We start from the raw sequence: 21,581 nt of genomic DNA, 5'->3' as shown, positions 1-21,581 counted from the left end.
GAGAAGAACTATAGATTTTTGAGCTTTTCAATAAGGTTAAGCTTTTCGATAATTCTGGCAGTTCCCGGGGGGACGAGTTCTCTCCACTTTGGATCACCCTGGCGCATGAGATGGCGCACTTCTGTGGCCCTAATCCCTTTCTGAGAAAGTGGCTTTTCCCAAAGAACTTCGACTTTTAACCCTTGTTCTTCAAACATTTTCTTTTTTTTGCGGCCCCAATCGTCATAAATAGTAAGAAAGAAAACCGCATTTAAAGGGACGTAAAATTTCCACAATTCGGGACGGTTAATAGGAAAGGGTACGATTGAAAATTCTTTTTGAGAAAGCCCTTCATCAAGAAGTGATTCTTTCACCATAAGATACCTTTCGAAGTAAGTGAAGGGATTCGCCTCTGGCTTGCTTCTTTCAGGGTCTGCTGGATCTTCTTTGGTAAGCATGGGATCGGGATTGGTAATCCCTACTACTAGATGTTCACAACGCTTGGCCGCCGCAAGTACGTATTTTAGGTGGTCTAAATGAAAGCCCTGAAATCTTCCGTGGACAACGCCTAAAGGATATTTCATGCTTTCACCTCAAATAACCTAGCATTGCAAGGATAATATGCCCGCGGAGTTTTACCATAGCAAAGTCCTGCAAGTATTCCTCTGTCCAAAAAGTTGAGCACAAGATACATAAGGGATTTGGCAGAAATAAGGCTCAAGGCCCCTTGAGTGCAGGAGACTTCTGAAAATTTTTTAACGTTATCTGGCCAAACTCCTTCTCCACAAAAAACAACAGGTACAGGTTCACCGCTATGGATCATTTTACCTGAGGACGGTGTCGCGTGGTCTGAAGTGAGGATAACGAGGTTTTCAGGAGAGAGTAACCAATCAAGATGAGAAGACAAAGCCTTATCAAGAGCTTCGATAGTCTTTTTCTTAAGCAAAGGGTCTTTACGATGGGCGGCTTCGTCAGGACCCTTGTGATGGATATGAATAAAATCAAAGTCCTTGGCAAGTTCTTTAGCGCGCAAAAGCCGTTCATCAAGCTCTTGTGCCGGGTCTTTATAATCTTTCATTTTTTCCACGTGAAAACCCAGGTATTTGCCAATACCCCAATAAATTATGCCAGAGGAAATACTTGCTGCGCGAAGCCCCCAGCGTTCATTAAAAGTTTCGGTTTCCCCGAGCTTTCCTGCCCGGTGAGTTGCAAGAAAATTAACAGGGGAAAACCCTTTTTTTAGTCTTTCCTGGTTTAAAGGAGCTTTTTCTAGTTTTTGCCAGACCTCGTAAAGAAACTTATTCAAAACTTCTGCGGTTTTAGCTGCCAGGGCATCCTCCGGGTTCGTGGGTTCAACTTTGTAAATGGGGGCCCCTTCGCTAAGAGGATCTGAGTCCGAAACAAAGGGAGAGACTTCTCCTTTAACTATCAAAATACCCCTTGTTCCGCTTACAGGATGAAAAGAAAATTTTACCCCAGGAATATTTATACTGGCTACAAGGGAAACCAGATATTCTTTTTCTTGGGCCGTAAGCTGGGGCGAATTATCAATGATTACGAGTCCATCTTGGAGTTGTTTTACTCCCACAAATCGTGCGAGGATAGCCACGTCACCTGGAGAGATTTTTATCTCTGCGCCAAGGGCTTCTAAAGGTCCGCGCCCTGGAAAATCCTTAGCAAAACCAAACATGGCAAAATGGGCTTGCTCACTGGGAAGCGCTACTCCAGGCTCGCTTGCATGCATAAGACCGCACAATCCTCTTTGTGCCAAAATATCCATGCTGGGCGTTTTAGCAGCCTCAAGGGGAGTTTTGTTTCCTAACACCTGATGAGCACGATCAGACAAGCCATCTAACAATATCAAAACACATCTTTTGGGCGCCATCACGAATAACCTAGCAAAAAAATTAGGTACAAGGTAGACCTAAAACTTTATAAAAATTCTTGTTTTAATATGAATTAAAATTTATAATAATTTCAAAATTATTTAACAGGAGGTTGTTATGGAAAGAAGGGATTTTCTCAAGAAGGTTTTGGGAGGCGCAGCTGCCTTTTCTGTTTTAAGTGCCGTAAATATTGCACGTGCAAGTGAAGACGAATATCACGAGTACAAAAGCGAATACTACGAACACAAAAAAGAAAAATACTTACGTCTTAAAAACCCGGCCAATCCCTCAATGCTTGAGAAAAAGCATGTTCCTGCCATTGTTGTCCCCAAAAAAGTTAAGGCGGGCGAGTGGTTTGAGGTTGAAGTTAAAGTGGGATATAAGGTAACCCATCCTTCCACCCCCAAACACTGGATTTCCGATATCTATTTGCTGTGTGACGGAAAAAAGATTGCCGAGGTGGAATACCCGGTAGGTGGAGTAGCCTCTTCAAGCGCAAAGTTTTCCATCCGGCTTAACAAAAGCGCTACCCTTGAGGCTGTTGAGCATTGCAACCTGCATGGTACCTGGATAAGCAAACCTTTTAAGATCGAAGTTTATTAATAAGAATTTTAGTGAACATTCCTTTCGGGATCCGTTCCTATTTTTCGGAACGAAAAATAGGAACGGATCCATAACCTCGGGCTTTAAATGCTCTCTTTAATCACTTAAAGGGCGCCTTGCGGCGCCTGCCCCCCCTTTATCTTTTTTCTCTGAAAATTACTTTGACAGGGCTCTTGTCAAAGCCGAGCATCTCCCGCAGGCGGTTTTTGAGATAACGTTCAAAGCTTTTGGGAATCTCATCAGGATAATTCGTAAAAACAACAAACGTAGGCGGCCTAACGCCTACCTGGGTGCCGTAGTAGAACTTAATGCGTTTGCCTGTTGAGGCGTAGATACTGTGATCTGTGGTAATTTGTTCCAGGGCCTTGTTTACCTTCCAGGTGGGTACACGGGTGGAATATTGGGCGTAAATTTCATCGACCAGAGGCAAAATTTCTTTTACACGGCGCCCGGTCATGGCCGAGATAGTAAGTATGGGGGCCCAGGGGATGAAACGTGCTCCATATCTTATTTGCTGAAGCATAATGTTTGCTTCTTCGCGCTTGCCGTCAAGCAAATCCCATTTGTTTACCAGGATCAAACAGCCCTTGTGATTTTTGTCTATTTGAGAGAGTATTTTTTGGTCCTGGTCGGTAATGCCTTCCTCAGCGGTAAGTACCATAAGGGCGATATCACAGCGGCGAAGGGCCTCAAGGGCCTTATCAACGCTAAACTTTTCCACCCTTTGCTTAATACGCGGGCGCCTGCGAATTCCAGCGGTGTCAATTAAGAGGTATTTGCGGCCATTAGGAAGTTCAAGAAGGGTGTCAACACTGTCGCGGGTGGTGCCTGGCACGTCGGAGACTATCATGCGTTCTTCCCCAAGGAGCCTGTTTACCAGCGAACTCTTACCTACATTGGGACGACCAAGCACGGCAAGTTTTACAATGTCATCTTCTTTTATTTCTTCCTCTTCGGTTTCTTCAGGCAGAAATTCTTCGATAGCGTGTTCTAATTCTTCGAGGTTTCTTTTGTGTTTGGCAGAAATGCCAATCACTTTGTCAAAGCCAAGGGCGTAAAACTCAGAAAGCGCTTCGTCAAGCCGCGGGCCGTCAAGTTTGTTAACCACTACAATGACGGGCTTTTCTTTCTTGTGAAGTAAAGAAGCCAATTCCTCATCAACAGGGGTTACCCCTTCCTGACCATCAACCACAAAAAGAACTAGGTCTGCCTCATCCAAGGCCTTTTCTGACTGAGAAAGTATCTCACGGGCAAAGCGGTCTTCGTCTCCTGGAAGAAGACCGCCTGTGTCAATCAGGGTAACCATGCGTCCTGCAATTTCAGCGGTTCCATACACCCTGTCCCGGGTAACCCCGGGGGATTTTTCAACCAGGGCCTTTCTGGTGCGGGTGAGGGTATTAAAAAGGGTCGACTTTCCTACGTTTGGTCGCCCAACAATGGCAATGCGAAAGATTTTTTTGTCCATTTTCCTCTCCTGAATGATTTTCTTATCTTTTTCTGCTAGCTATAATGACAAGCTATGAGCAAGAAAATAAGTTTTCCGCTAAAAGATAAAAGTGTTTTGGCAAATTTTTCTGCTGGTGATTTTTTAAAGATAAACGGCACTCTCCTTGCGGCAAGGGATCAAACCCACCGCTTACTTCTCGAACTGATTGAACAAGGAAAACCTCTTCCGGTTTCCCTTGCCGGCCAATGTATTTATTACGTAGGCCCGACTCCTGCTCCCCCTGGCCACGTAATCGGGTCCGCAGGCCCAACCACCTCTTACCGTATGGACCCTTATACTCCGGCATTGCTAGCCCAGGGGGTGTGCGCCACCATGGGAAAGGGAAAGCGCGGCACCTACGTGCGGGAGGCACAAGTTAAACACAAAGCCCTTTATCTGGCAACATTTGGCGGGGCAGGGGCCTATCTTGCCCGTTGCATTAAAGAAGTAAGAGTCCTTGCCTTTGAGGAGCTAGGGCCCGAGGCTCTTCTAGAGCTAAAAGTAGAAGACTTCCCAGCGGTGGTGGTAAATGATCTTTCAGGACGTGATTTTTACGAAGAAAACCAAAAGACCTGGAGCAAGATTCTAAAAGAGGCAGGGAAATGATTATCAAAACCACGGAAATCCAAATAGAAACCAAGGGATTTTGCGATATACATGATCTCACCCCCAGAGTAGAAGCTTTCCTTAAGGAGACAGGGTTGCTTGAGGGGCAGGTTATGGTTCACGTGCCCGGCTCAACAGCGGGGGTGACCACTATTGAATTTGAACCAGGAGTTTTAAAAGACCTTTGCCGTGCCCTTGAGGCCATTGCTCCCCAGGACATTCCTTACGAACATGACAAGGCTTGGGGTGATGGCAACGGCTTTGCCCACGTGAGGGCGGCCCTTATGAAGCCAAGCCTGGTGGTACCTGTGGCAGACGGGCGCTTGCTTCTTGGCACCTGGCAGCAAATCGTGCTTCTTGATTTTGATAACCGGCCCCGCAGAAGGCGGATAATTTTTCAGGTTCTCGGGAGGTAATATGCGCATATTATCGGTTGCAGAAAAAGAAGGCCAAGAGTTTTTAGCCAGACTAATCAATCGTTTTCAGGAGTTTCCCGCGCATTTTGAAGAAGGAGTGCGCGAGATTCTTTCAGCGGTCAAAGAAAAGGGCGATGAGGCCCTGATTTCTTACACCCGCAAGTTTGACTGCCCGGATTTTGAAAAAGATGATCTTCTAGTCCCTCAGGAAGAAATCGAACTTGCTTACCAGCAAATAGAAAGAGACATCCTTTCCGCTATCAACCTTGCCATTTCTAACGTGCGCTCTTTTCACGAAAAACAGAAAGAAAAATCCTGGATTGAGGCCAGGGAAAACGGCGCGGTAGTTGGGCAACTGGTGCGTCCTGTTGAGCGGGCAGGGCTTTATGTGCCTGGGGGCACGGGTGGCGAAACCCCGCTTATTTCAACGGTAATCATGGGGGCCGTGCCTGCTAAGGTGGCAGGAGTTAGCGAGCTTATTATGGTCTCCCCTCCGCAGAAAAACGGAAAGCTGCATCCTGCGCTTCTTGTGGCAGCCAAGGAAGCGGGGGTTGACCGGATATACCGTATTGGAAGCGCCTGGGCCATTGCAGCCCTTGCTTATGGTACGGAAACTATCCCCAAGGTGGATGTGATTTGCGGCCCTGGAAACATCTACGTCACTTTAGCCAAAAAGATCCTTGCAGGGGAAGTGGGCATTGACATGATTGCCGGGCCAAGTGAGATCCTAATTATTGCCGATGAGGCGGCAAACCCGGCCTGGCTTGCCGCAGATCTCCTTTCTCAGGCTGAGCATGATGCTCTTGCCACCGCCGTGATGCTTACGACTTCTAAAAAACTTGCAGAAAAAACCGCCAAGGAAATAAAAAAGCAGCTGAAAAAGCTTCCGCGTAAAGAAATTGCTGTCAAGGCCCTTGATAATTTTGGGGCAATTTTATTAGTTAATGATCTTTTGCAAGCAGCTAACATTGCCAACAGTATTGCCCCTGAGCACTTAGAGCTTTGTGTAGAAGAGCCCTGGAGTCTTCTTGGAAAGATAAAACATGCTGGTGCGGTATTTCTTGGGCATTTTACCCCTGAGGCCGTGGGAGATTACATTGCCGGAGCCAATCACGTGCTCCCTACCATGGGCTGTGCCCGCTACGCCCAGGCTTTAGGGGTCCAGGTATTTCAAAAACGCCTGAGTGTGGTGGGCTATTCCCAGGAGGCCCTTACAGAAGAAAAAGAGGCGGTAGTTAGGCTTGCTGAAAAAGAAGGGCTTTTTGCCCATGCCAATGCTGTAAGAATTCGCTTTGAAAAATAGCCATTTTTGTGGCTGCGATCAGTAACCTGGATCCTTACGATCTATCCCGGCTTTTTTCTTTTCATGTTTTATACCTTACCATGGATTCAATATACAAGGATCCGTACGATCTGTACCGGCCTTTTTTCTTTTCATGTTTTACACCTTACCATGGATTCAATATACAAGGATCCGTTTCTATTTTTGGCTCCGAAAAATGGGAACGGATCCGTTTTCCGCTTAACCAAAAAGCAAAGTATATGATAGGATGACGAAAAACTTAAACGCACTTGCGGAGGGAGAACATGGCGAGAGCCCTTAAACCTGAAGAAGTTCGTCTGGTAATTGATCCTCAAACCCTTGGCTTCCAATCAACAGATGAAATAGAAGAACTTGAAGACCAGATCATGGCCCAGGAGCGTGCTGTACGAGCCCTTGATTTTGGCCTTAATTTCGAAGACCTTGATTTTCACATTTACGTTGCCGGTACCCCTGAGCTTGGCACAAGCTTTATCACCCGGTCTTTGGTTGAGCTTCAAGCAAAAGAGCGCCCGACCCCTTCTGACTGGTGCTACGTCTATAACTTCAAAGACCCTGACACTCCCAAAGCTATTGAACTTCCGCCGGGCAAGGGTCGCGAACTCCAAAAAGACATGGGCGATCTCATTGAAAACCTGCGCCAAAAAATCCCTGAAGCCTTTGAAAGCGAAACATACATTACCCGCAAAGAAAATATCATCCGAGAATTCAACATTACGCGTGCCAAAATTTTCGAAGAATTAGAACAAAAAGTCCGTGCGGAAGGTTTTATCCTGAACGTAGAACCATTTGGCATGATGATTATACCCGCCAAGCCTGACGGGACCCCCATGACCCCTGAAGATGTGAAAAATCTGCCTGAAGAAGTAAAAGAATCCCTTAAGCGCAAAAGTGAAGAACTACAAAAAGAATTAAACGCCACAGCCAGGCGTATCCAACAGCTAGAAAAAGATCTCCGCAAGAAGCTTAAAGAACTTGACCGCGAAGTGGCCTTAAACATCGTAGGGAGTTTTATTCAAGAACTTCGCGAAAAATATGCGGGTATTTCCGGGGTGGTTGATTATCTGCTTGAGGTCCAGGAAGATATCATTAAACACCTGGATGATTTTCGCCAAAGGTCTGCTCCTCAGCCCCCCATGCCTTTTCCCATGCCTCCCACTCAACCTTCGTTCACACGCTATGAAGTAAACGTCTTTGTGGACAATTCAGAGAAAAAAGGCGCACCTGTCATCTTTGAGCCCAACCCAACCTACACCAATCTTTTCGGTGCCATAGAACGCAAGGCCCAATTCGGGGCCCTTGTTACCGATTTCACCATGCTTAAAGCAGGGAGCCTTCACAAGGCAAACGGCGGCTTTCTCATTGTGCGTGCCCTTGACCTCTTGAAATATCCTTTTAGCTGGGAAAACCTGAAAAGGGCCATTAAAACGCGCAAGATTTATCTTGAAGATCTGGCCGAACAAATCGGCCTTTTTACCACCAAAACCCTGAAACCTGAGCCCATCCCCTTTCGCGCCAAGGTAATCCTTCAGGGCGATCCCTTCATCTACCACTTGCTCTATCTTTATGATGAAACGTTTCGCGAGGTGTTTAAAATTAAGGCCCACCTTGATATTTGGGTTGACCGGGACGAAATCCGCACCAAGCAATTCTTACGCGCAGTAGCCACTATGGTAAAACGCGAAAAGCTCCTTCCCCTTGAGGCTGGTGCCTTGGCCCGCCTGGTTGAGTTTTCCTGTGAGCTTTCCGGCCGCCAGGATAAGCTCTCTCTTGAGCTTCCCATAATCCTTGACGTCATAAAAGAAGCTTCTTTTTGGGCCAAGCGCGAAGAGAAAGACTCTGTCTCCAGGGAGCATATTCAAAAAGCGATTAAAGAAAGAGAATACCGGGCAAACCTTCCCGAAGAACGCATCCAGGAAATGATCGCAAAGGACCTCCTGAAAATTCAAGTTGATGGGACTCAATGTGGCAGCATAAACGGCCTTTCCGTCTATGATCTTGGAGACTATTCCTTTGGCAGGCCAACTCGTATCACGGTAAACATCTCTCTTGGCAAAGAAGGTGTGGTCAATATTGAACGTGAAGCAGATCTTTCAGGGAAGATTCACACCAAAGGCGTTATGATTCTAGCAGGATTTTTGCGAGAGCGCTTTGTTTATGACAAACCCCTTACCCTTACCGCTACCCTTTGCTTTGAACAAAGCTATGGCATAGTTGAAGGAGACTCGGCTTCAAGCGCAGAGCTATTTGCTCTTCTATCTGCGCTCTCTGGCATCCCTATTTATCAGGGCATTGCGGTAACGGGGTCTGTTAGTCAAAAAGGAGACATCCAGCCCGTTGGCGGCATAAACGAAAAGATAGAGGGCTTTTACAAGGTTTGTAAGGCCAAAGGGCTTACCGGGAAACAGGGGGTTATTATTCCGGAAGCAAACGTAAAAGAGCTCATGCTTGAGGAAGAAATCGTTGAGGCCATTCGTGAAGGTAAGTTCCACATCTGGGCCATCTCACGCGTGGAAGAAGGCATTGAAATACTAACCGGAAAGCCCGCTGGGGAGCGTAAACCAGATGGCACCTATCCTGAAGACACGGTGTTTTATCTCGTGGATCAAAAATTAAGAGAGTTGGCCCGCCTAGCCAGAACTTTTGCCAAAGAAGAAGAGAAAAAATAGAACTTACGGGCGGGGTCTCCCGCCCGTAAGCTAGCCTTTTATCTCAGGGGTTTTTCCTTTCTCGAGCCAGTAAACAATAGGGCTTGCCACAAAAGTGGAACTGTACGTACCAACGACAATCCCTAGAGCTAGGGCCAGAGCAAAATCCCTTAAAACTACCCCACCCAAGAAGAGAATTGAAAGCACCACCACCAGGGTAGTACCGACTGTTATCAGGGTTCGGGAAAGCATTTCGTTTATGCTCTTGTTTATGATCTCAAGAAAACTCATTTTGCCCTTTTGCTTTTTGATATTTTCGCGAATACGGTCAAAAACAACAACGGTATCGTTAAGGGAGTATCCGGCGATGGTAAGTAGCGCTGTCACAAAGAGCAAGGAAACTTCACGGTTAAGCACATAAAAAAGCCCGGTCACCGCCAGGACATCATGAAAAGTGGCCAGCGCTGCCCCAATGCCAAAGTTAAGGTTGAAACGAAAGGCCAGGTAAATCAAAAGACCAAGGAAAGAGACTCCTATGGCAATGAGAGCCTTTTCTTTTAGCTCTTTGCTTATAGCAGAACCTATTTCTTCTTTGGCTTCTAACTTAAACTTGCATTCCGGGAAGTTTTTCTGTAACACCTCCCGCACTTTGGCTTCAAGATCTCCCAGGGTTTCCGCCTTTTTACGGAGCTTGATAATGAGAAGGTTTTCTCCCTTTACGTCCTGTAGGGTAAAACTTCTGATTCCGGCGTCTTTTAAGGCCTTTCTAATCTGGTCAAGCTTAAAAGGCTTTTCCGCACGGTAGTAGGCCATGATCCCGCCACTAAAATCTACCCCAAGATTGGCCGCACCACGGGAAATCTGAATAAATCCAATAATGCCTAACACTACCAAAACCCCTGATAAGATAGCCGCAGGCATGCGGAACTTCATAAAATCAAAATTTGTTTCGCCAATGAGAGACAAGAAGTTGATGTTAGGGGTTATGCCCTTGGCCAGAAGGAATTCATAAACTGTGCGCGTGGCAAAAATCGAAGTGAAAAGGTTTATCACCACACCTGTGGAAAGAGTTACCGCAAAGCCCTTAATAGGCCCGGTACCAAAGAGGAAAAGAGCAAGAGCCGTAATTAGCGTGGTAACGTTTGCGTCAACTATGGTCCAGAAGGCATGATCATAGCCTGCAAAAATAGCTGAGCGCGGTGAGCGCCCGAGCATGAGTTCTTCTCTCATGCGTTCAAATATAAGAACGTTTGAATCTACCCCCATCCCCACGAGCAAAATGATACCTGCAATACCTGGCAGGGTAAGAGTTGCTTGAAATAGCGACAGGGCAGCAAGAAGCATGAGTACGTTTAAAAGGAGGGCAAGGTCTGCAATAAACCCTGCAAAGCGGTAATAAATAATCATGAAGACCAGGACAATGGCTGCACCCACCAGGCCAGAGATCAGGCCGCGCTTAATGGAGTCGTGCCCAAGGCTTGGCCCAACGGTGATATTCTGAACGATTTTAACCGGTGCCGGAAGGGCACCTGCACGGAGCACAATGGCAAGGTCTGCGGCCTCTTCATAGGTAAAGGCTCCAGTGATTTGTGCCTGACCACCGGCTATCTTTTCACGAATCACAGGCGCTGAACGCACTACACCATCAAGCACAATGGCCAGACGCTTGCCAACGTTTTCTCCAGTAACCCGCTCAAAAATACGGGCCCCACGGTCGGTAAACTCAAGGGCAACATAAGGTTCGTTATAGGGACCGCCTATCCTTACACGAGCGTCTTTTATCATGTCACCCGTAAGAAGGACCTGCTTTTTAAGTAGAAGCGGCCTTTTGACCACCCGGCCCGTCTGAGGGTCTTTTTCCACCAGGAAATAAATCTCAGTGTCTGGTGGAATGTAAGGCCTTAGGACTTTATTTACTTCCTCTCTTGAGGCATCAGGTTTTAAGCGCCCTTCAGCAATTGCCTTTGAGATAAGGCCAGCTAGATCAATACGCGACATAGCCTCATCGTCCACCAGCCTGAACTCAAGCTGAGCCGTTTGACCGATGAGCTTAAGGGCCCTTTCAGGGTCTTTGACCCCGGGAAGCTCTACTACGATTTTGTTTTCGCCTTCTTTGACAATTACCGGCTCAGTTACGCCAAACTGGTCAATTCGGTTTCGGATAATCTCAAGCGACTGATCAACAGCGTGTTCTTTAATAAAAGCAACCTGTTTTTCAGAAAGGGTAAGCACCAAACGGGGGAACTTTCCTTCTTCCTCGCGCAATATCTTTAAGCTGCTGAATTCATCACTTATGATTTTTTTGGCCCGAGCCAGGGCGTCTTTATTTGGAAAGACCAAGACAACTTCTTTAGGGTTTTTGCTTTCCGCAACGGTGGCGCGGATCCCTTTACGGATTAAAACCTGCTGCAGGTCTTTTACCGAGGCGTTAAGGGCGTTTTCTATGGCTTTATCCACGTCAACCTGAAGCACAAGGTGCATACCACCCTGGAGGTCAAGCCCAAGCTTAAGACGATAGGGATAGACGTATTTGTAATACCAGGAAGGAAGGTTCGGATAAAACGAAGGAAGCACGAAAAGCACCGAAAGAACCGTAAGGATGAAAAGTACGGCAATTTTCAGTTTGAGCATGCGCGACATATTCTCCCCCTTTTTCACCACAGGACTAGGTTGGCTTTTAATTCAAAGACCAAATCTTGGCAAGAAGAACCAGCAAGAAAGACAAAATTTGGTCAATTTTGACCAAAAACTGCGCAGGGACAGTCAAGCCCTTCGCATAGATGGCGCAAGTTGCGCCACATAAGCTCAAAAAAAGAAACTCCTTTTGAGATTTCTTTACGTGTAAGAATTGCCCCGGTAGAAAGATAAAAAACCCGCGCCCCTGTTTCCTGAGCAATAAGTCTGGCAAAGCGTAAACGACGGGGCTCACTATAATAGACGGCCTTTAAGTTCTTATCCTTCATGAGTTTGATCATTTTTGAGATGGCCCGCGGGGTGGGCTCGGCTTCAGGAGAAAAGCCAGATAGCGCTACAAACTTTAAGCCGTAATTTTTTTCCCAGTAAGAAAAGGCCTGATGCCCTGCCAGGGGAACTATCCTTAAAGAGCATTTGGCAAGATTTGCGCCAAAGGCCTGGTGAAGCTTCAAAAACTTCTGAGAGAGCTCCTCACCACGCTTGAGAAAAATCTCCCGTTTGGAAGGATCTATTTCGGCAAGTTCTTTGGCAATTCTCCGGGCAAAGGCTGCATCTCTTGGAAAATCAAGCCACAGGTGGGGATCAAGTTCTTCTTCGGGGTGCTTGTTTTTTTCATGCCCGTGATGCTCAAGGGGGGCTTTGCCCTGATACATGAAAAGGAGCTTTAAGCGGCCATTTTTTAGGCTTGCGACAACATCATCAAGCCAGGGTTCAAGGCCTCCTCCCACGGCGATGAGCAAAGAGGCTTTATTAAGCTCGAAAATATCCCTTGGTGTTGGCTCCCAGGAATGGGGATCTGCTCCAGGAGGCATAAGCAGACGAACTTTTATCTCGTTGCCACCGACAAACTTGGCCATCTCTGCCAAGGGGAAAATGCTTGTTACCACCAGGGGCTTTTTAGCCCAGGCCAGGCCCGAAAAGGCTGATACTAAAAGTATTAAACAAACGACGCTTTTAAGGATTCGTTCCCATTTTTTAGAACGAAAAATGGGAACGAATCCCGAGGAGCAATGTTGACCTAAAAAAAACATCATGGTTATGGCTATGCATTTCATGGCTAAAACCTCACCTATGAGACTATTTCGCGGGCACGCCAAAGAACAGTATCTTTGCGGAATAAGGCGTCGTTTTTTTCGGGATATTCCACCATGAAGTGGGTTCCCCTGCTTTCTTTTCGTCTTAGCGCGCATTCAATCACCAAATTGGCCACGTGGGCTAAATTGCGCAGTTCGATGAAATCAGAAGTGAGGATATAAGCCCAGTAATGGGCTTCTATTTCTTCTAAAATGGCTTTGAGTCGCTTCTGTGCAAGTCTTAGACGCTGCTCTGTGCGCACAATGCCAACATAGTTCCACATGAGCCTTCTGATGGCATCCCAGTTATGTGAGATAAGCACTTTTTCTTCCATATCAACCGCACCACCTGGATCCCAGGAAGGGACTTCTGGCGGCTCAAAATCTTTAAAATAGGGCCATTCTTTTTTTACGTGAACCGCAGCCTGATGGGCAAAAGCAAGCCCCTCAAGCAAGGAATTAGAAGCTAAGCGGTTTGCTCCGTGAAATCCCGTACACGTGCATTCACCCAGAGCATAAAGACCTTTTATGTCAGTTAGGCCGAAGCGGTCTGTTACCACCCCGCCACAAAAATAATGGGCTGCTGGAACCACAGGGATGGGTTCTTTGGTAATGTCTATCCCAAATTTAAGGCAAGTTTCGTAAATGTAAGGGAATCGCTTGATGATAAAATCTTTGGGTTTATGGGAAATGTCGAGATAAACGCATTCTTTTCCGGTCTTTTTCAGTTCAAAATCTATGGCACGGGCAACGATATCTCGTGGGGCAAGCTCCTTGCGCTTAGGATCATATTTATGCATAAAGGGCTTGCCAAAAGGGTCTAGCAGGATGGCTCCTTCGCCACGCAGGGCCTCAGAAATAAGAAAATTTTTGGCCTTGGGGTGATAAAGACAGGTGGGATGAAATTGCACAAATTCAAGGTTTGCCACCCTGCAACCAGCCCGATAGGCAAGGGCGATCCCGTCTCCTGAAGCAACGTCTGCGTTGCTGGTGTAAAGGTAAACCTTACCTGCACCCCCTGTGGCCAAAACTGTTATCTTGGCAAGAAAGGTCTCGATTACACCTGTATTTTCATCTAAGACGTAGGCTCCAAGGCAACGTTCATGCCCCAGGACTTCTCGCGGGCAACCGCGATAAACCTTGCAAAGGGTAATCAGATCAACTGCTAGGTGATTTTCTAAAATTTCAATATTAGGATGGGCACGCACGTGTGCCAATAAAACGTTTTCAACCTCTCGGCCGGTGTGATCTTCTACGTGGATAATACGCCGCCTGCTATGGCCACCTTCAAGGGTAAGGTGCAGGCGGGTAGGGTCTTCGGGGTCTCTAGTAAAAGGAACCCCTAGATCGAGAAGTTCTTTAATACGCTCAGGGGCCTGGCAAACCACCAGAGAGACGATTTCCCTGCGGGAAAGGCCATCACCAACCCGAAGGGTGTCTTCAATATGGAGTTCAAAAGAATCGTCTTCCGCAAGCACGCACGCAATACCACCCTGGGCAAGGGTGGTATTGGCATCCTGGGCACGTTTTTTGGTAATGATGGTGACTTTGCCGAGCTCAGCAACTTTTAAGGCAAAGCTCAATCCCGCAATGCCAGAGCCTATTACCAAAAAATCCGTGTGAATAGCCATTATTCCTCAGGCAAATTAGGCTCACGCTGCAGAAAATGGCTCAAAAGCTTCTCCCCAGTCTTAAAAAAGAGCCCGGTCTCAGCGGCGCTTTTTTCGTTATAACCCCCGGTGCGTTTTACCTGCGGGTCACGAGAATCGTAAATAGCAAAGGGTACCGGCTTAGAAGCATGGGTGCGCAATGAAATGGGTGTGTAATGATCCGTCACTACCATGAGACGATGCTCTCCTAGTTGTGCCGTGGCTTCTTCCAGCACGGTTCTTACCACGTAGCGGTCAAAATCCTGGATGGCTTTGAGCTTTAGGTCAAGAGAGCCCTCATGGCTTGCTTCATCTGGGGCTTCAACATGTAAAAATACAAAGTCAGCGCCTTCTTTTAAGGCTTCAATAGCAGCCATGGCCTTGCCTTCATAGTTTGTGTCAAGATATCCCGTAGCCCCTGGGACATCGATAATTTTAAACCCCGCAAGCACTCCTAGTCCTCGGATAAGATCAACCGCGGCTACCACCGCTCCTTTTAAGCCCCATTTTTCTTCAAAAGGTTCAAGCTTTGGCATTCTCCCTTGCCCCCAGGGCCAGAGGGCATTGGCTGGGAGTTTCCCTTCTTCTTTTCGTTTTAGATTTATGGGATGTTTTTCGAGAAAAGCCATGGCCTTTAGCAGAAAGTCCCTTAAAATGGGTTCGTTTTCATAGACAAGCCAGGCTTCATAAATATCTCTGCCAAGGAGATCGTGGGGCGGATACGTTTTAATGCCTTCTGGCCCCCCGCGCCAGACCAAGATTTGTCGGTAGCTCTTTCCAGGATGAAGGAAAAGTTTATCACTAGCAAGGTGTTCGTTTAAATCATTTATGAGAGTTTTGGCCTCTTCGGTGGAGATATGCCCTGCGCTGTAGTCGTACATGACGTAGCGGTTTTCTATCTTTTTTATGGTTACCAGATTGCACCGAAAGGCTACGTCTTCAGGGCGCAGGCTAAGTCCCAAGCTTGCAGCCTCAATAGGGCCTCTTCCGGTATATTGAAACTCCGGGCGATACCCAAGAAGAGACATATTAGCTACGTCACTTCCAGGTTCCATTCCAGGAGGCACGGTTTGGATAAGCCCGAGATCGCCGTGCTGGGCTATGAAATCCATCCCCGGAGTAAGCGCTGCCTCAAGGGGAGTTTTTCCATCAAGCTCTTTAAGGGGAAAATCTCCCATGCCGTCACCTACAAGCAAAATATATTTCATATCAGACCTCCTCTTCTTGGGCTTCGTTAAGTTCGTGTCTTTTTTCGGGCTTTTTCACTTCAAGGATATCTACTTCAAAACGCAGATGTTTACCTGCTAAAGGATGGTTGAAATCTACCACAGCAAGCCCTTCTTCTACTTTTTTAAGGATAGCAGGATGGATAACCCCGTATTCATCTTGAATCTTAACAATTGCCCCTGGGCTTAAGCCTTCAGGGATCTTTTCTGCTGGCACAAGCTGAAGTTTTTTAGGGTCATATTTTCCGTAGTGCTCTTCAGGGGCAACCCAGATGGTAACGTGCTCCCCAGGGCTCCGCCCGATAAGGGCCTCTTCCACCACCGGCATAAACTTTCCTGTGCCGACTTTTATTTTGATAGGCTTAGACGAAGCGTCCACTACATCTTTGTCAGCAAAGACCTGGTAGCGAATAAGTATTTCATCGCCTGGTTCAATAACAGGTTTTTCCATTTTTTCTTGCACAGGTTCCCCCCCTTTGCCTTTTTCGAAAATAATGCTACCAGGCGGGTAGTCAATGAGGTTTTTGAGTTTTATCCAGCTGGGGAGACTCTTTAAGGGGTAAAATGAAATAAAAATTGTTTCCTAAGGGGGTTGGTTCGTAGCCAACTACTCCGCCGTGGAGTTCAATGACCTTGCGTACAAAGTAAAGCCCTCTTCCTGAACCAGGCTGGCCGTTAGTGTTGTTCCCGCGCCAGCCTTCTTCAAAGAGCTTGGCAGCCTCATCGGGATTTAACTGAGGACCCGTGCTAAAGACGTTGAATTTGATACCATCCCGGCCAGGTCCAAAATAATTGGGCAAAATTTCTCTACCAAAAGAAATAAATTTAACCTTTTCACCCTTTTCGTTGGTTACTTCCTGGGTGTATTTGAGAGCATTGCTAAAAAGATTGGCATAGACCTGCGAAAGAAGGCCTACATCCACCGCCAGCACAAATTCTTCATCTTCAGGAACACCGCCCAGACGATTGTCAATAGTTATACCGGCTTGTTCAAAACGTTTGCGGTAACGTTCAAGCTGGGTCTCGATGACTTCTTTGGCAAAACGGCAAGGCCTTCGCCTGAGTACAAAACGCCCAGTTTGAAAATGTTCCCTTCTTAAAAGGCTTTCCAGAAAAAGACTTGTGTTTTCGTAATGTTTTTCTATTTGTTGGTAATTATTTAAAAGCTCGTTATAAAGGTACTCAAGGGCACTTTTAATCTTGCCTGGATAAAAATCCTTGTTTTCGTCAATGTTTTCACTCAATTCCTTCACTAAGGCTATCTTTTTCTTTAATTGTTTAAAAAGATAGCGATAATATATGTTTGGGGTAATTACATTGTGTTCAATATCAGCAACCAACTCGTTAACAAAGCGAATATGCTCCAGAATATGAGCAATAACTAACTTAATATGCAAATTGTAGCCGATACGATTGGCATACTTCTGTAAAAAAAACTTTTCCTGATCAGACATTTCATGAGGAGCTCTTACTTCTAAAAGACCAAGAAGTTCTTTTTGTTTTGGGTGAACAGCGATTAGTTCAAAAAGTTTGCGGTTACCTTTGAAAGGAAAAAAATGACTGCCGTTTTTTTGGAAGTAATTTTCTGAGATTGCAAGAGAAACTTCTACCGGTGGATCGAAAAGCCCTTTGTCACTATCTGAGACTTTTTCAATTCTGTGGTTTTCATTTATCAAATAAAGGGTAGTGCTATAATTGAAGAATCTTTTGGGAATAAGGACACTTATGCGATAAAAGTTTTTAAGTGAAGCGAATTCCTGAGCAAGATCAAAAAAGGCCCAGAGGGCGTTTAACTGTTCACGAGAAAAATTATATTCCTGATATTGCTTCTTTTTAGTCTCAATACGCTGGGCGATAATTTTTAAACCGATGTCCATGTCTTAAATTTAATGCAAAAATTTTAAATTTTCCAAAATTTAAAGAGATTATCATCCCAAATCTTTGTTGACTAAGAAAATATATTATACGATGAATTTAATTCAACAAAACAAAAAGATAAAAGGAGCTGAAGATGAGGATTACCACGCGCAGCCGCTATGGAACCAGGATGATGCTTGAACTTGCAGCTAATTACGAAAAAGGTCCTTTACAGATAGGAGAAATCTCAAGAAGACAAAATTTATCTGTCAAATATTTGGAACAACTAATCATCCCTTTGAAAAAGGCCGGGCTTATTAAGAGCATCCGTGGCCCCAAAGGGGGGCACATGCTCAACAAACCCCCGGGCGAAATAACAATCTGGGAAATTGTCTCAGTTCTTGAAGGCTCAGAAGGGATTACTCCTTGTGTGGTACAGCCTGAAATTTGCGAAAGAAGCGAAGTCTGTCCTACTAGAGATGTTTGGTATATGGTAACTGAAGCTATAGAAAAATGCTTAAGCAAGATAACACTTGCGGATCTTTTAAAAAAAAGCCTAGAAGAAGCCAAGAAGTTTCCAGACAAAAGATGCCCGTTAGATGAAAAACAAACGAGCTAAATATTACTGGGGATGTTAAACGCCCGATTGTTGAGCAGTTGTTTCCTTTTTTCGAAACGAAAAACGGGACGGTCACCTGAAAGTATTTTCGACAAAGAAATGCTTCCTGTAGTATAACTGGGTTGACAGAAATAATCCCGCACGTTAATTTCTAAGAAGCTTGCTTGTGGGGCCGTAGCTCAGTTGGGAGAGCGCGTGAATGGCATTCACGAGGTCGAGGGTTCGAGTCCCTCCGGCTCCACCAAGGAATTAAAAATGGCGCGGCCAGAATTGATTAAAAATATCCCTCGAGACCAAAAAATTTCCCGGCTTAGCCCGGAAAACGAAGTTGTCCTTAAAACCACCAAAGAAATCGTCGTGAAGTTCATTGAGATGGGGCGTTGCTCCCCAGCCTCTTTTGATGAAGTGTTCAAACAAGTCTTTAAAACCATCAAACAAACCGTCACCGAGGAATAAATTTTTCAAAAATATTTCTCCGACTGTTACAAAACCTCAAAAATTCCCGCAAATTTTAATTTTTGGCAAAATTTGTGTTATATTGATTGCGATAGCGATTGCGCACAAAAAAACGTGAAATTTTACGGGAAAGGATCCTAAGAAAAATTAAATAGACATTATGAGTAAAACTATTTACGGGAATACAAGCGGACTCAAACCCAGCCAAATAAGAAAATTAGAACGCCTATACCGGAGAAGGTTAAACCCAAGTCAAATCTTTTCTCATGAACTTGCCAAAGAAATTTCTTCCATTTCGCAGGAACTCAACAGACAAATTGGTCTTCTAATTAATCGGCGTGGTGAGATTGAGTTTGTCATTGTAGGTGATCATAGCCGCATTGTAATCCCTGCGATGACGCGGTTTCGTGAAAGTACAGGAAGACTGAGGGGCCTTCGTCTCATTCATACTCACCTTTCTCACGAAGGCCTTGATCAGGACGACCTTCTTGACCTTGCTTTTTTGCGCCTTGATCTTGTTGGGGCACAAATGGTCAAAGAAGACGGCTTCCCTGGAAAAATTTATCTTGCCCATCTTTTGCCTTCTGGTGAGGGCGGCAAACATTTTGGCTATCTTGAGCCTCAATTCCCCTGGGTGCTAAAAGAAAACTTTCTCGAACTGATTAATTCCCTGGAAGACGAACTTGAGCGCCTGCGCCCGGCTAAGGAAGTTGGAGATCGCAAAGATAGAGCCATTCTTGTTAGTGTTACCACGCGTTCGCGAGGAGAAGCACAAGAAAGCCTTTCTGAATTAAAAGAACTTGCCGAAAGCGCAGGTGTTACCGTGCTTGATAGCATCATTCAACGCCGACAAAAAATAGACCCACGTTATTTAATGGGTAAGGGTAAACTTTCAGAATTGATTATCAGGGCCATGCAGCTTTCGGCCAATCTTTTAATCTTTGACCAGGAACTTACTCCCTCCCAGATGCGTTCTATAACTGAAGTTACCGAGATGCGGGTCATTGATCGCACCCAGCTTATTCTTGATATTTTTGCCCAGCGGGCCAAAAGCCGCGAAGGTAAAATCCAGGTAGAAATGGCCCAGCTTCGTTATTTACTTCCCAGACTTCGCAGCCGAGACGACGCCTTTTCGCGTCTCACTGGTGGCATTGGCGGCCGTGGTCCTGGAGAAACCAAACTCGAAATAGACCGCAGGCGTATTAAAGATCGCATTGCCCGCCTGGAACGCGAACTCAAAAACATCTCTTCTCAGCGCAAACTCAGGCGTAAACGTCGTCAAAAGGAAGGACTTCCTGTGGTGGCTATTGTAGGCTACACCAATGCCGGAAAAACCACGCTTCTTAACCAGTTAACCGGCAGCAATCTCTTTGCCGAAGACAAACTTTTTGCAACGCTTGACCCTGCAAGCCGCCGTTTACACTTACCAGGAGGCACGCCTGCAATTTTTACCGACACCGTGGGATTTATTCGTGATCTTCCCAAGGATTTAGAACGCGCCTTCCGGGCCACCCTTGAAGAGCTTTTTGAAGCAGATCTTCTTCTTCATTTGGTGGATGCCTCAAACCCATATTATGAAGACCAGATTGCTGCGGTTGAAAACATATTCGAAGAAATGGGGCTTGATCACTTGCCAAGGCTTCTTGTTTTTAACAAAATCGATTTGCTGGCCCCAGAAGAAGTAGAAACATTAAAGCGCCGCTACCATGCCGTGACCATTTCGGCCTTACAGAGAGAAACCCTCAGGCCTTTGCTTGAAAAAATAGAATTTTTGTTGATACCCAAACGCTCCCATAAAAGCCTGCCTCAAGAAGAAACTGACACCCAAATTTTTGTTTATTAGAGACCTTTGCAAAATTACCTGGGATCCGTTCCCGTTTTTCGGAAAGAACGGATCCCTAACAATGTCGGGCGTTTAACACCTCTTACCTGGGAGAGAGATAGAGGAAGTTGATGTTTTTTCCGATAATGTCAAAAAGTGTTCTGTATTTTGGGTAGCTCTATATCATGAATGAAAAAAGTATTTTTAGACAATTTGTTTTGGTTTTTCTCCTGGTACTTGTCATTCTTTTTCTAGCTATGCTTTCTTATTACGCTTTAGAAAATCCCTTGAATCGAAACAAAATTTTTTCTTTTGCTAAATATTTTTTTCTTTGGGAAGCACTTCTTGCCATATCAGTTTCCTATATCTTTTATCGTCTGTTTGCTATTTACGAACGATATAAAAAAGACCAAGAAGAATTTTTATCCCTTTTGGTTAAGACACTTTCTCATCGTTTTGGCAATTTTATATCAGCTCAAAAATTAGGTTTAAATGTTCTTTCGCAAAAGTATCATTCTAAAAGTATAAATACCCTTATACGTTCATGTAACCTAATGGAGCATGACTTAAGACATCTACTTGTTGTGCTTGATTCTTTTCTTGAAAGAAAAGATCTTGAAAACAATGTAACTATATCGGCTCTTTTAAAAGAAAGTAGGCAGCAATATGCGCATGTTTTTGGTGAAAAAACGATAAAAGTGAGCTCTTTTAAGGAGCCCAAATTTTTTAAAAGAACTGAGGCCTGTTTCGTAATGGCTCTTTTATTGGAAAACGCCTATCGTTACGGCAAAAGTTTTATCTGGTTAAGGGCAGGAAGGTATAGGGGCATTTCATATCTTGCATTAATAAATGACCTTGGAGATTCCCACCCCCCGCCAGGAACAGGCCTGGGGCTTTATTTAGCGAAAAGGTTTGCCGCCCGCGCTGGCCTTGAAATAGCAACTAAAAAGAGTGAGAATTATTATATATCGTTAATATACGAAAAGAGCTCTGCAAAACACCTTTTCTTAAGGTCCGTTTCTATTTTTCAAAACAAAAAATAGAAAAGGATCCCCAAGAATTTTTATTACTAAGAGCGTAAAACATGCGACACTTGATCAATGTCTTGCGAGCGAAGCGAAGCAATCTCAGGTAGAAGAGTTTGTAGAGGTTCTAAAGGTTTTAGAGGTTGTCGAGGTTTGGATTGAATGGGTATCGAAAGCACTATTTTTGTCAGTCATTGCGAGCGAACACAGTGAGC

Annotated in this window: 18 protein-coding genes and 1 tRNA gene; 10 read left to right on the top strand and 9 right to left on the bottom strand. The window is 45.3% G+C overall.

Features of this window, described 5'->3' with window-relative positions:
• Positions 1-8: 8 nt before the first annotated feature.
• Entirely contained in the window at positions 9-563 is a 555-nt protein-coding gene (locus tag H528_RS0105385; RefSeq protein ID WP_022853313.1) for an adenylyltransferase/cytidyltransferase family protein, read from the bottom strand.
• A complete protein-coding gene (apgM, locus tag H528_RS0105380; RefSeq protein ID WP_022853312.1) occupies positions 560-1,864 on the bottom strand; it encodes a BPG-independent phosphoglycerate mutase family protein in 1,305 nt (434 codons plus the stop codon). Before apgM ends, H528_RS0105385 begins: the two co-directional genes overlap by 4 nt.
• Positions 1,865-1,982: 118 nt before the next feature.
• On the opposite strand from apgM, the gene H528_RS14000 reads away from it, so the two are divergent.
• The gene (locus H528_RS14000) at positions 1,983-2,468 is read left to right on the top strand and encodes a desulfoferrodoxin family protein (RefSeq protein WP_022853311.1); all 486 of its coding nucleotides are present in this window, start codon (positions 1,983-1,985) and stop codon (positions 2,466-2,468) included.
• A gap of 136 nt (positions 2,469-2,604) precedes the next feature.
• On the opposite strand, the gene der is transcribed toward H528_RS14000, so the two are convergent.
• Positions 2,605-3,933, bottom strand: a complete 1,329-nt coding sequence (der, locus tag H528_RS0105370) for a ribosome biogenesis GTPase Der (RefSeq protein ID WP_022853310.1) — start codon at positions 3,931-3,933, stop codon at positions 2,605-2,607.
• Between the two features lie 54 nt (positions 3,934-3,987).
• Here der and H528_RS0105365 point away from each other — a divergent pair, with 54 nt between their 5' ends.
• The 4 genes from H528_RS0105365 to H528_RS12815 all read left to right on the top strand — a co-directional run bounded on the left by H528_RS0105365 (position 3,988) and on the right by H528_RS12815 (position 8,966).
• On the top strand, positions 3,988-4,560 hold the full coding sequence (locus H528_RS0105365) for a FumA C-terminus/TtdB family hydratase beta subunit (protein WP_022853309.1): 573 nt from the start codon (positions 3,988-3,990) through the stop codon (positions 4,558-4,560).
• A complete protein-coding gene (locus H528_RS0105360) occupies positions 4,557-4,976 on the top strand; it encodes a secondary thiamine-phosphate synthase enzyme YjbQ (protein WP_022853308.1) in 420 nt (139 codons plus the stop codon). The genes H528_RS0105365 and H528_RS0105360 overlap by 4 nt, the downstream gene beginning before the upstream one ends.
• Before the next feature lies 1 nt (position 4,977).
• Entirely contained in the window at positions 4,978-6,279 is a 1,302-nt protein-coding gene (gene hisD / locus H528_RS0105355) for a histidinol dehydrogenase (RefSeq protein ID WP_022853307.1), read from the top strand.
• Positions 6,280-6,563: 284 nt separating this feature from the next.
• Complete coding sequence (locus H528_RS12815; protein ID WP_022853306.1) at positions 6,564-8,966, top strand: Lon protease family protein; 2,403 nt, start codon at positions 6,564-6,566, stop codon at positions 8,964-8,966.
• Positions 8,967-8,996: 30 nt separating this feature from the next.
• Here the strand turns inward: H528_RS12815 and H528_RS12810 are convergent, their stop codons facing one another.
• From H528_RS12810 to H528_RS12805, 6 genes are all read right to left on the bottom strand, one after another.
• The gene (locus tag H528_RS12810) at positions 8,997-11,585 is read right to left on the bottom strand and encodes a protein translocase subunit SecDF (protein ID WP_022853305.1); all 2,589 of its coding nucleotides are present in this window, start codon (positions 11,583-11,585) and stop codon (positions 8,997-8,999) included.
• 92 nt (positions 11,586-11,677) lie between these two features.
• Positions 11,678-12,694: a metal ABC transporter substrate-binding protein gene (locus tag H528_RS0105340; protein ID WP_022853304.1), complete on the bottom strand. Its 1,017-nt coding sequence runs from the start codon at positions 12,692-12,694 to the stop codon at positions 11,678-11,680.
• A gap of 14 nt (positions 12,695-12,708) precedes the next feature.
• Complete coding sequence (gene nadB / locus H528_RS0105335; RefSeq protein ID WP_022853303.1) at positions 12,709-14,343, bottom strand: L-aspartate oxidase; 1,635 nt, start codon at positions 14,341-14,343, stop codon at positions 12,709-12,711.
• On the bottom strand, positions 14,343-15,569 hold the full coding sequence (locus tag H528_RS0105330) for a cofactor-independent phosphoglycerate mutase (protein WP_022853302.1): 1,227 nt from the start codon (positions 15,567-15,569) through the stop codon (positions 14,343-14,345). The genes nadB and H528_RS0105330 overlap by 1 nt, the downstream gene beginning before the upstream one ends.
• A 1-nt stretch (position 15,570) precedes the next feature.
• The gene (locus H528_RS0105325; RefSeq protein ID WP_022853301.1) at positions 15,571-16,050 is read right to left on the bottom strand and encodes an FKBP-type peptidyl-prolyl cis-trans isomerase; all 480 of its coding nucleotides are present in this window, start codon (positions 16,048-16,050) and stop codon (positions 15,571-15,573) included.
• 49 nt (positions 16,051-16,099) lie between these two features.
• Entirely contained in the window at positions 16,100-17,464 is a 1,365-nt protein-coding gene (locus H528_RS12805) for a sensor histidine kinase (protein WP_022853300.1), read from the bottom strand.
• A 134-nt stretch (positions 17,465-17,598) separates the two neighbouring features.
• Here H528_RS12805 and H528_RS0105315 point away from each other — a divergent pair, with 134 nt between their 5' ends.
• The 5 genes from H528_RS0105315 to H528_RS0105295 all read left to right on the top strand — a co-directional run bounded on the left by H528_RS0105315 (position 17,599) and on the right by H528_RS0105295 (position 21,384).
• Entirely contained in the window at positions 17,599-18,063 is a 465-nt protein-coding gene (locus H528_RS0105315) for an RrF2 family transcriptional regulator (protein ID WP_022853299.1), read from the top strand.
• Positions 18,064-18,231: 168 nt separating this feature from the next.
• Positions 18,232-18,307 (top strand) — tRNA-Ala (locus H528_RS0105310).
• Positions 18,308-18,318: 11 nt separating this feature from the next.
• Positions 18,319-18,519 (top strand): hypothetical protein, encoded by a 201-nt coding sequence (locus H528_RS12800; RefSeq protein WP_033396311.1) that lies wholly within the window; start codon positions 18,319-18,321, stop codon positions 18,517-18,519.
• 160 nt (positions 18,520-18,679) lie between these two features.
• On the top strand, positions 18,680-20,362 hold the full coding sequence (hflX, locus tag H528_RS12795) for a GTPase HflX (RefSeq protein ID WP_022853298.1): 1,683 nt from the start codon (positions 18,680-18,682) through the stop codon (positions 20,360-20,362).
• A gap of 164 nt (positions 20,363-20,526) precedes the next feature.
• Positions 20,527-21,384: a histidine kinase gene (locus tag H528_RS0105295; RefSeq protein WP_022853297.1), complete on the top strand. Its 858-nt coding sequence runs from the start codon at positions 20,527-20,529 to the stop codon at positions 21,382-21,384.
• Positions 21,385-21,581 lie beyond the last annotated feature (197 nt).

It is taken from the genome of Thermodesulfatator atlanticus DSM 21156 (assembly GCF_000421585.1).
Taxonomy (GTDB): Bacteria; Desulfobacterota; Thermodesulfobacteria; order Thermodesulfobacteriales; family Thermodesulfatatoraceae; genus Thermodesulfatator; species Thermodesulfatator atlanticus.
Note: the sequence above shows the minus strand (reverse complement) of the source record. Positions and strands in the feature narration are given on the sequence as shown.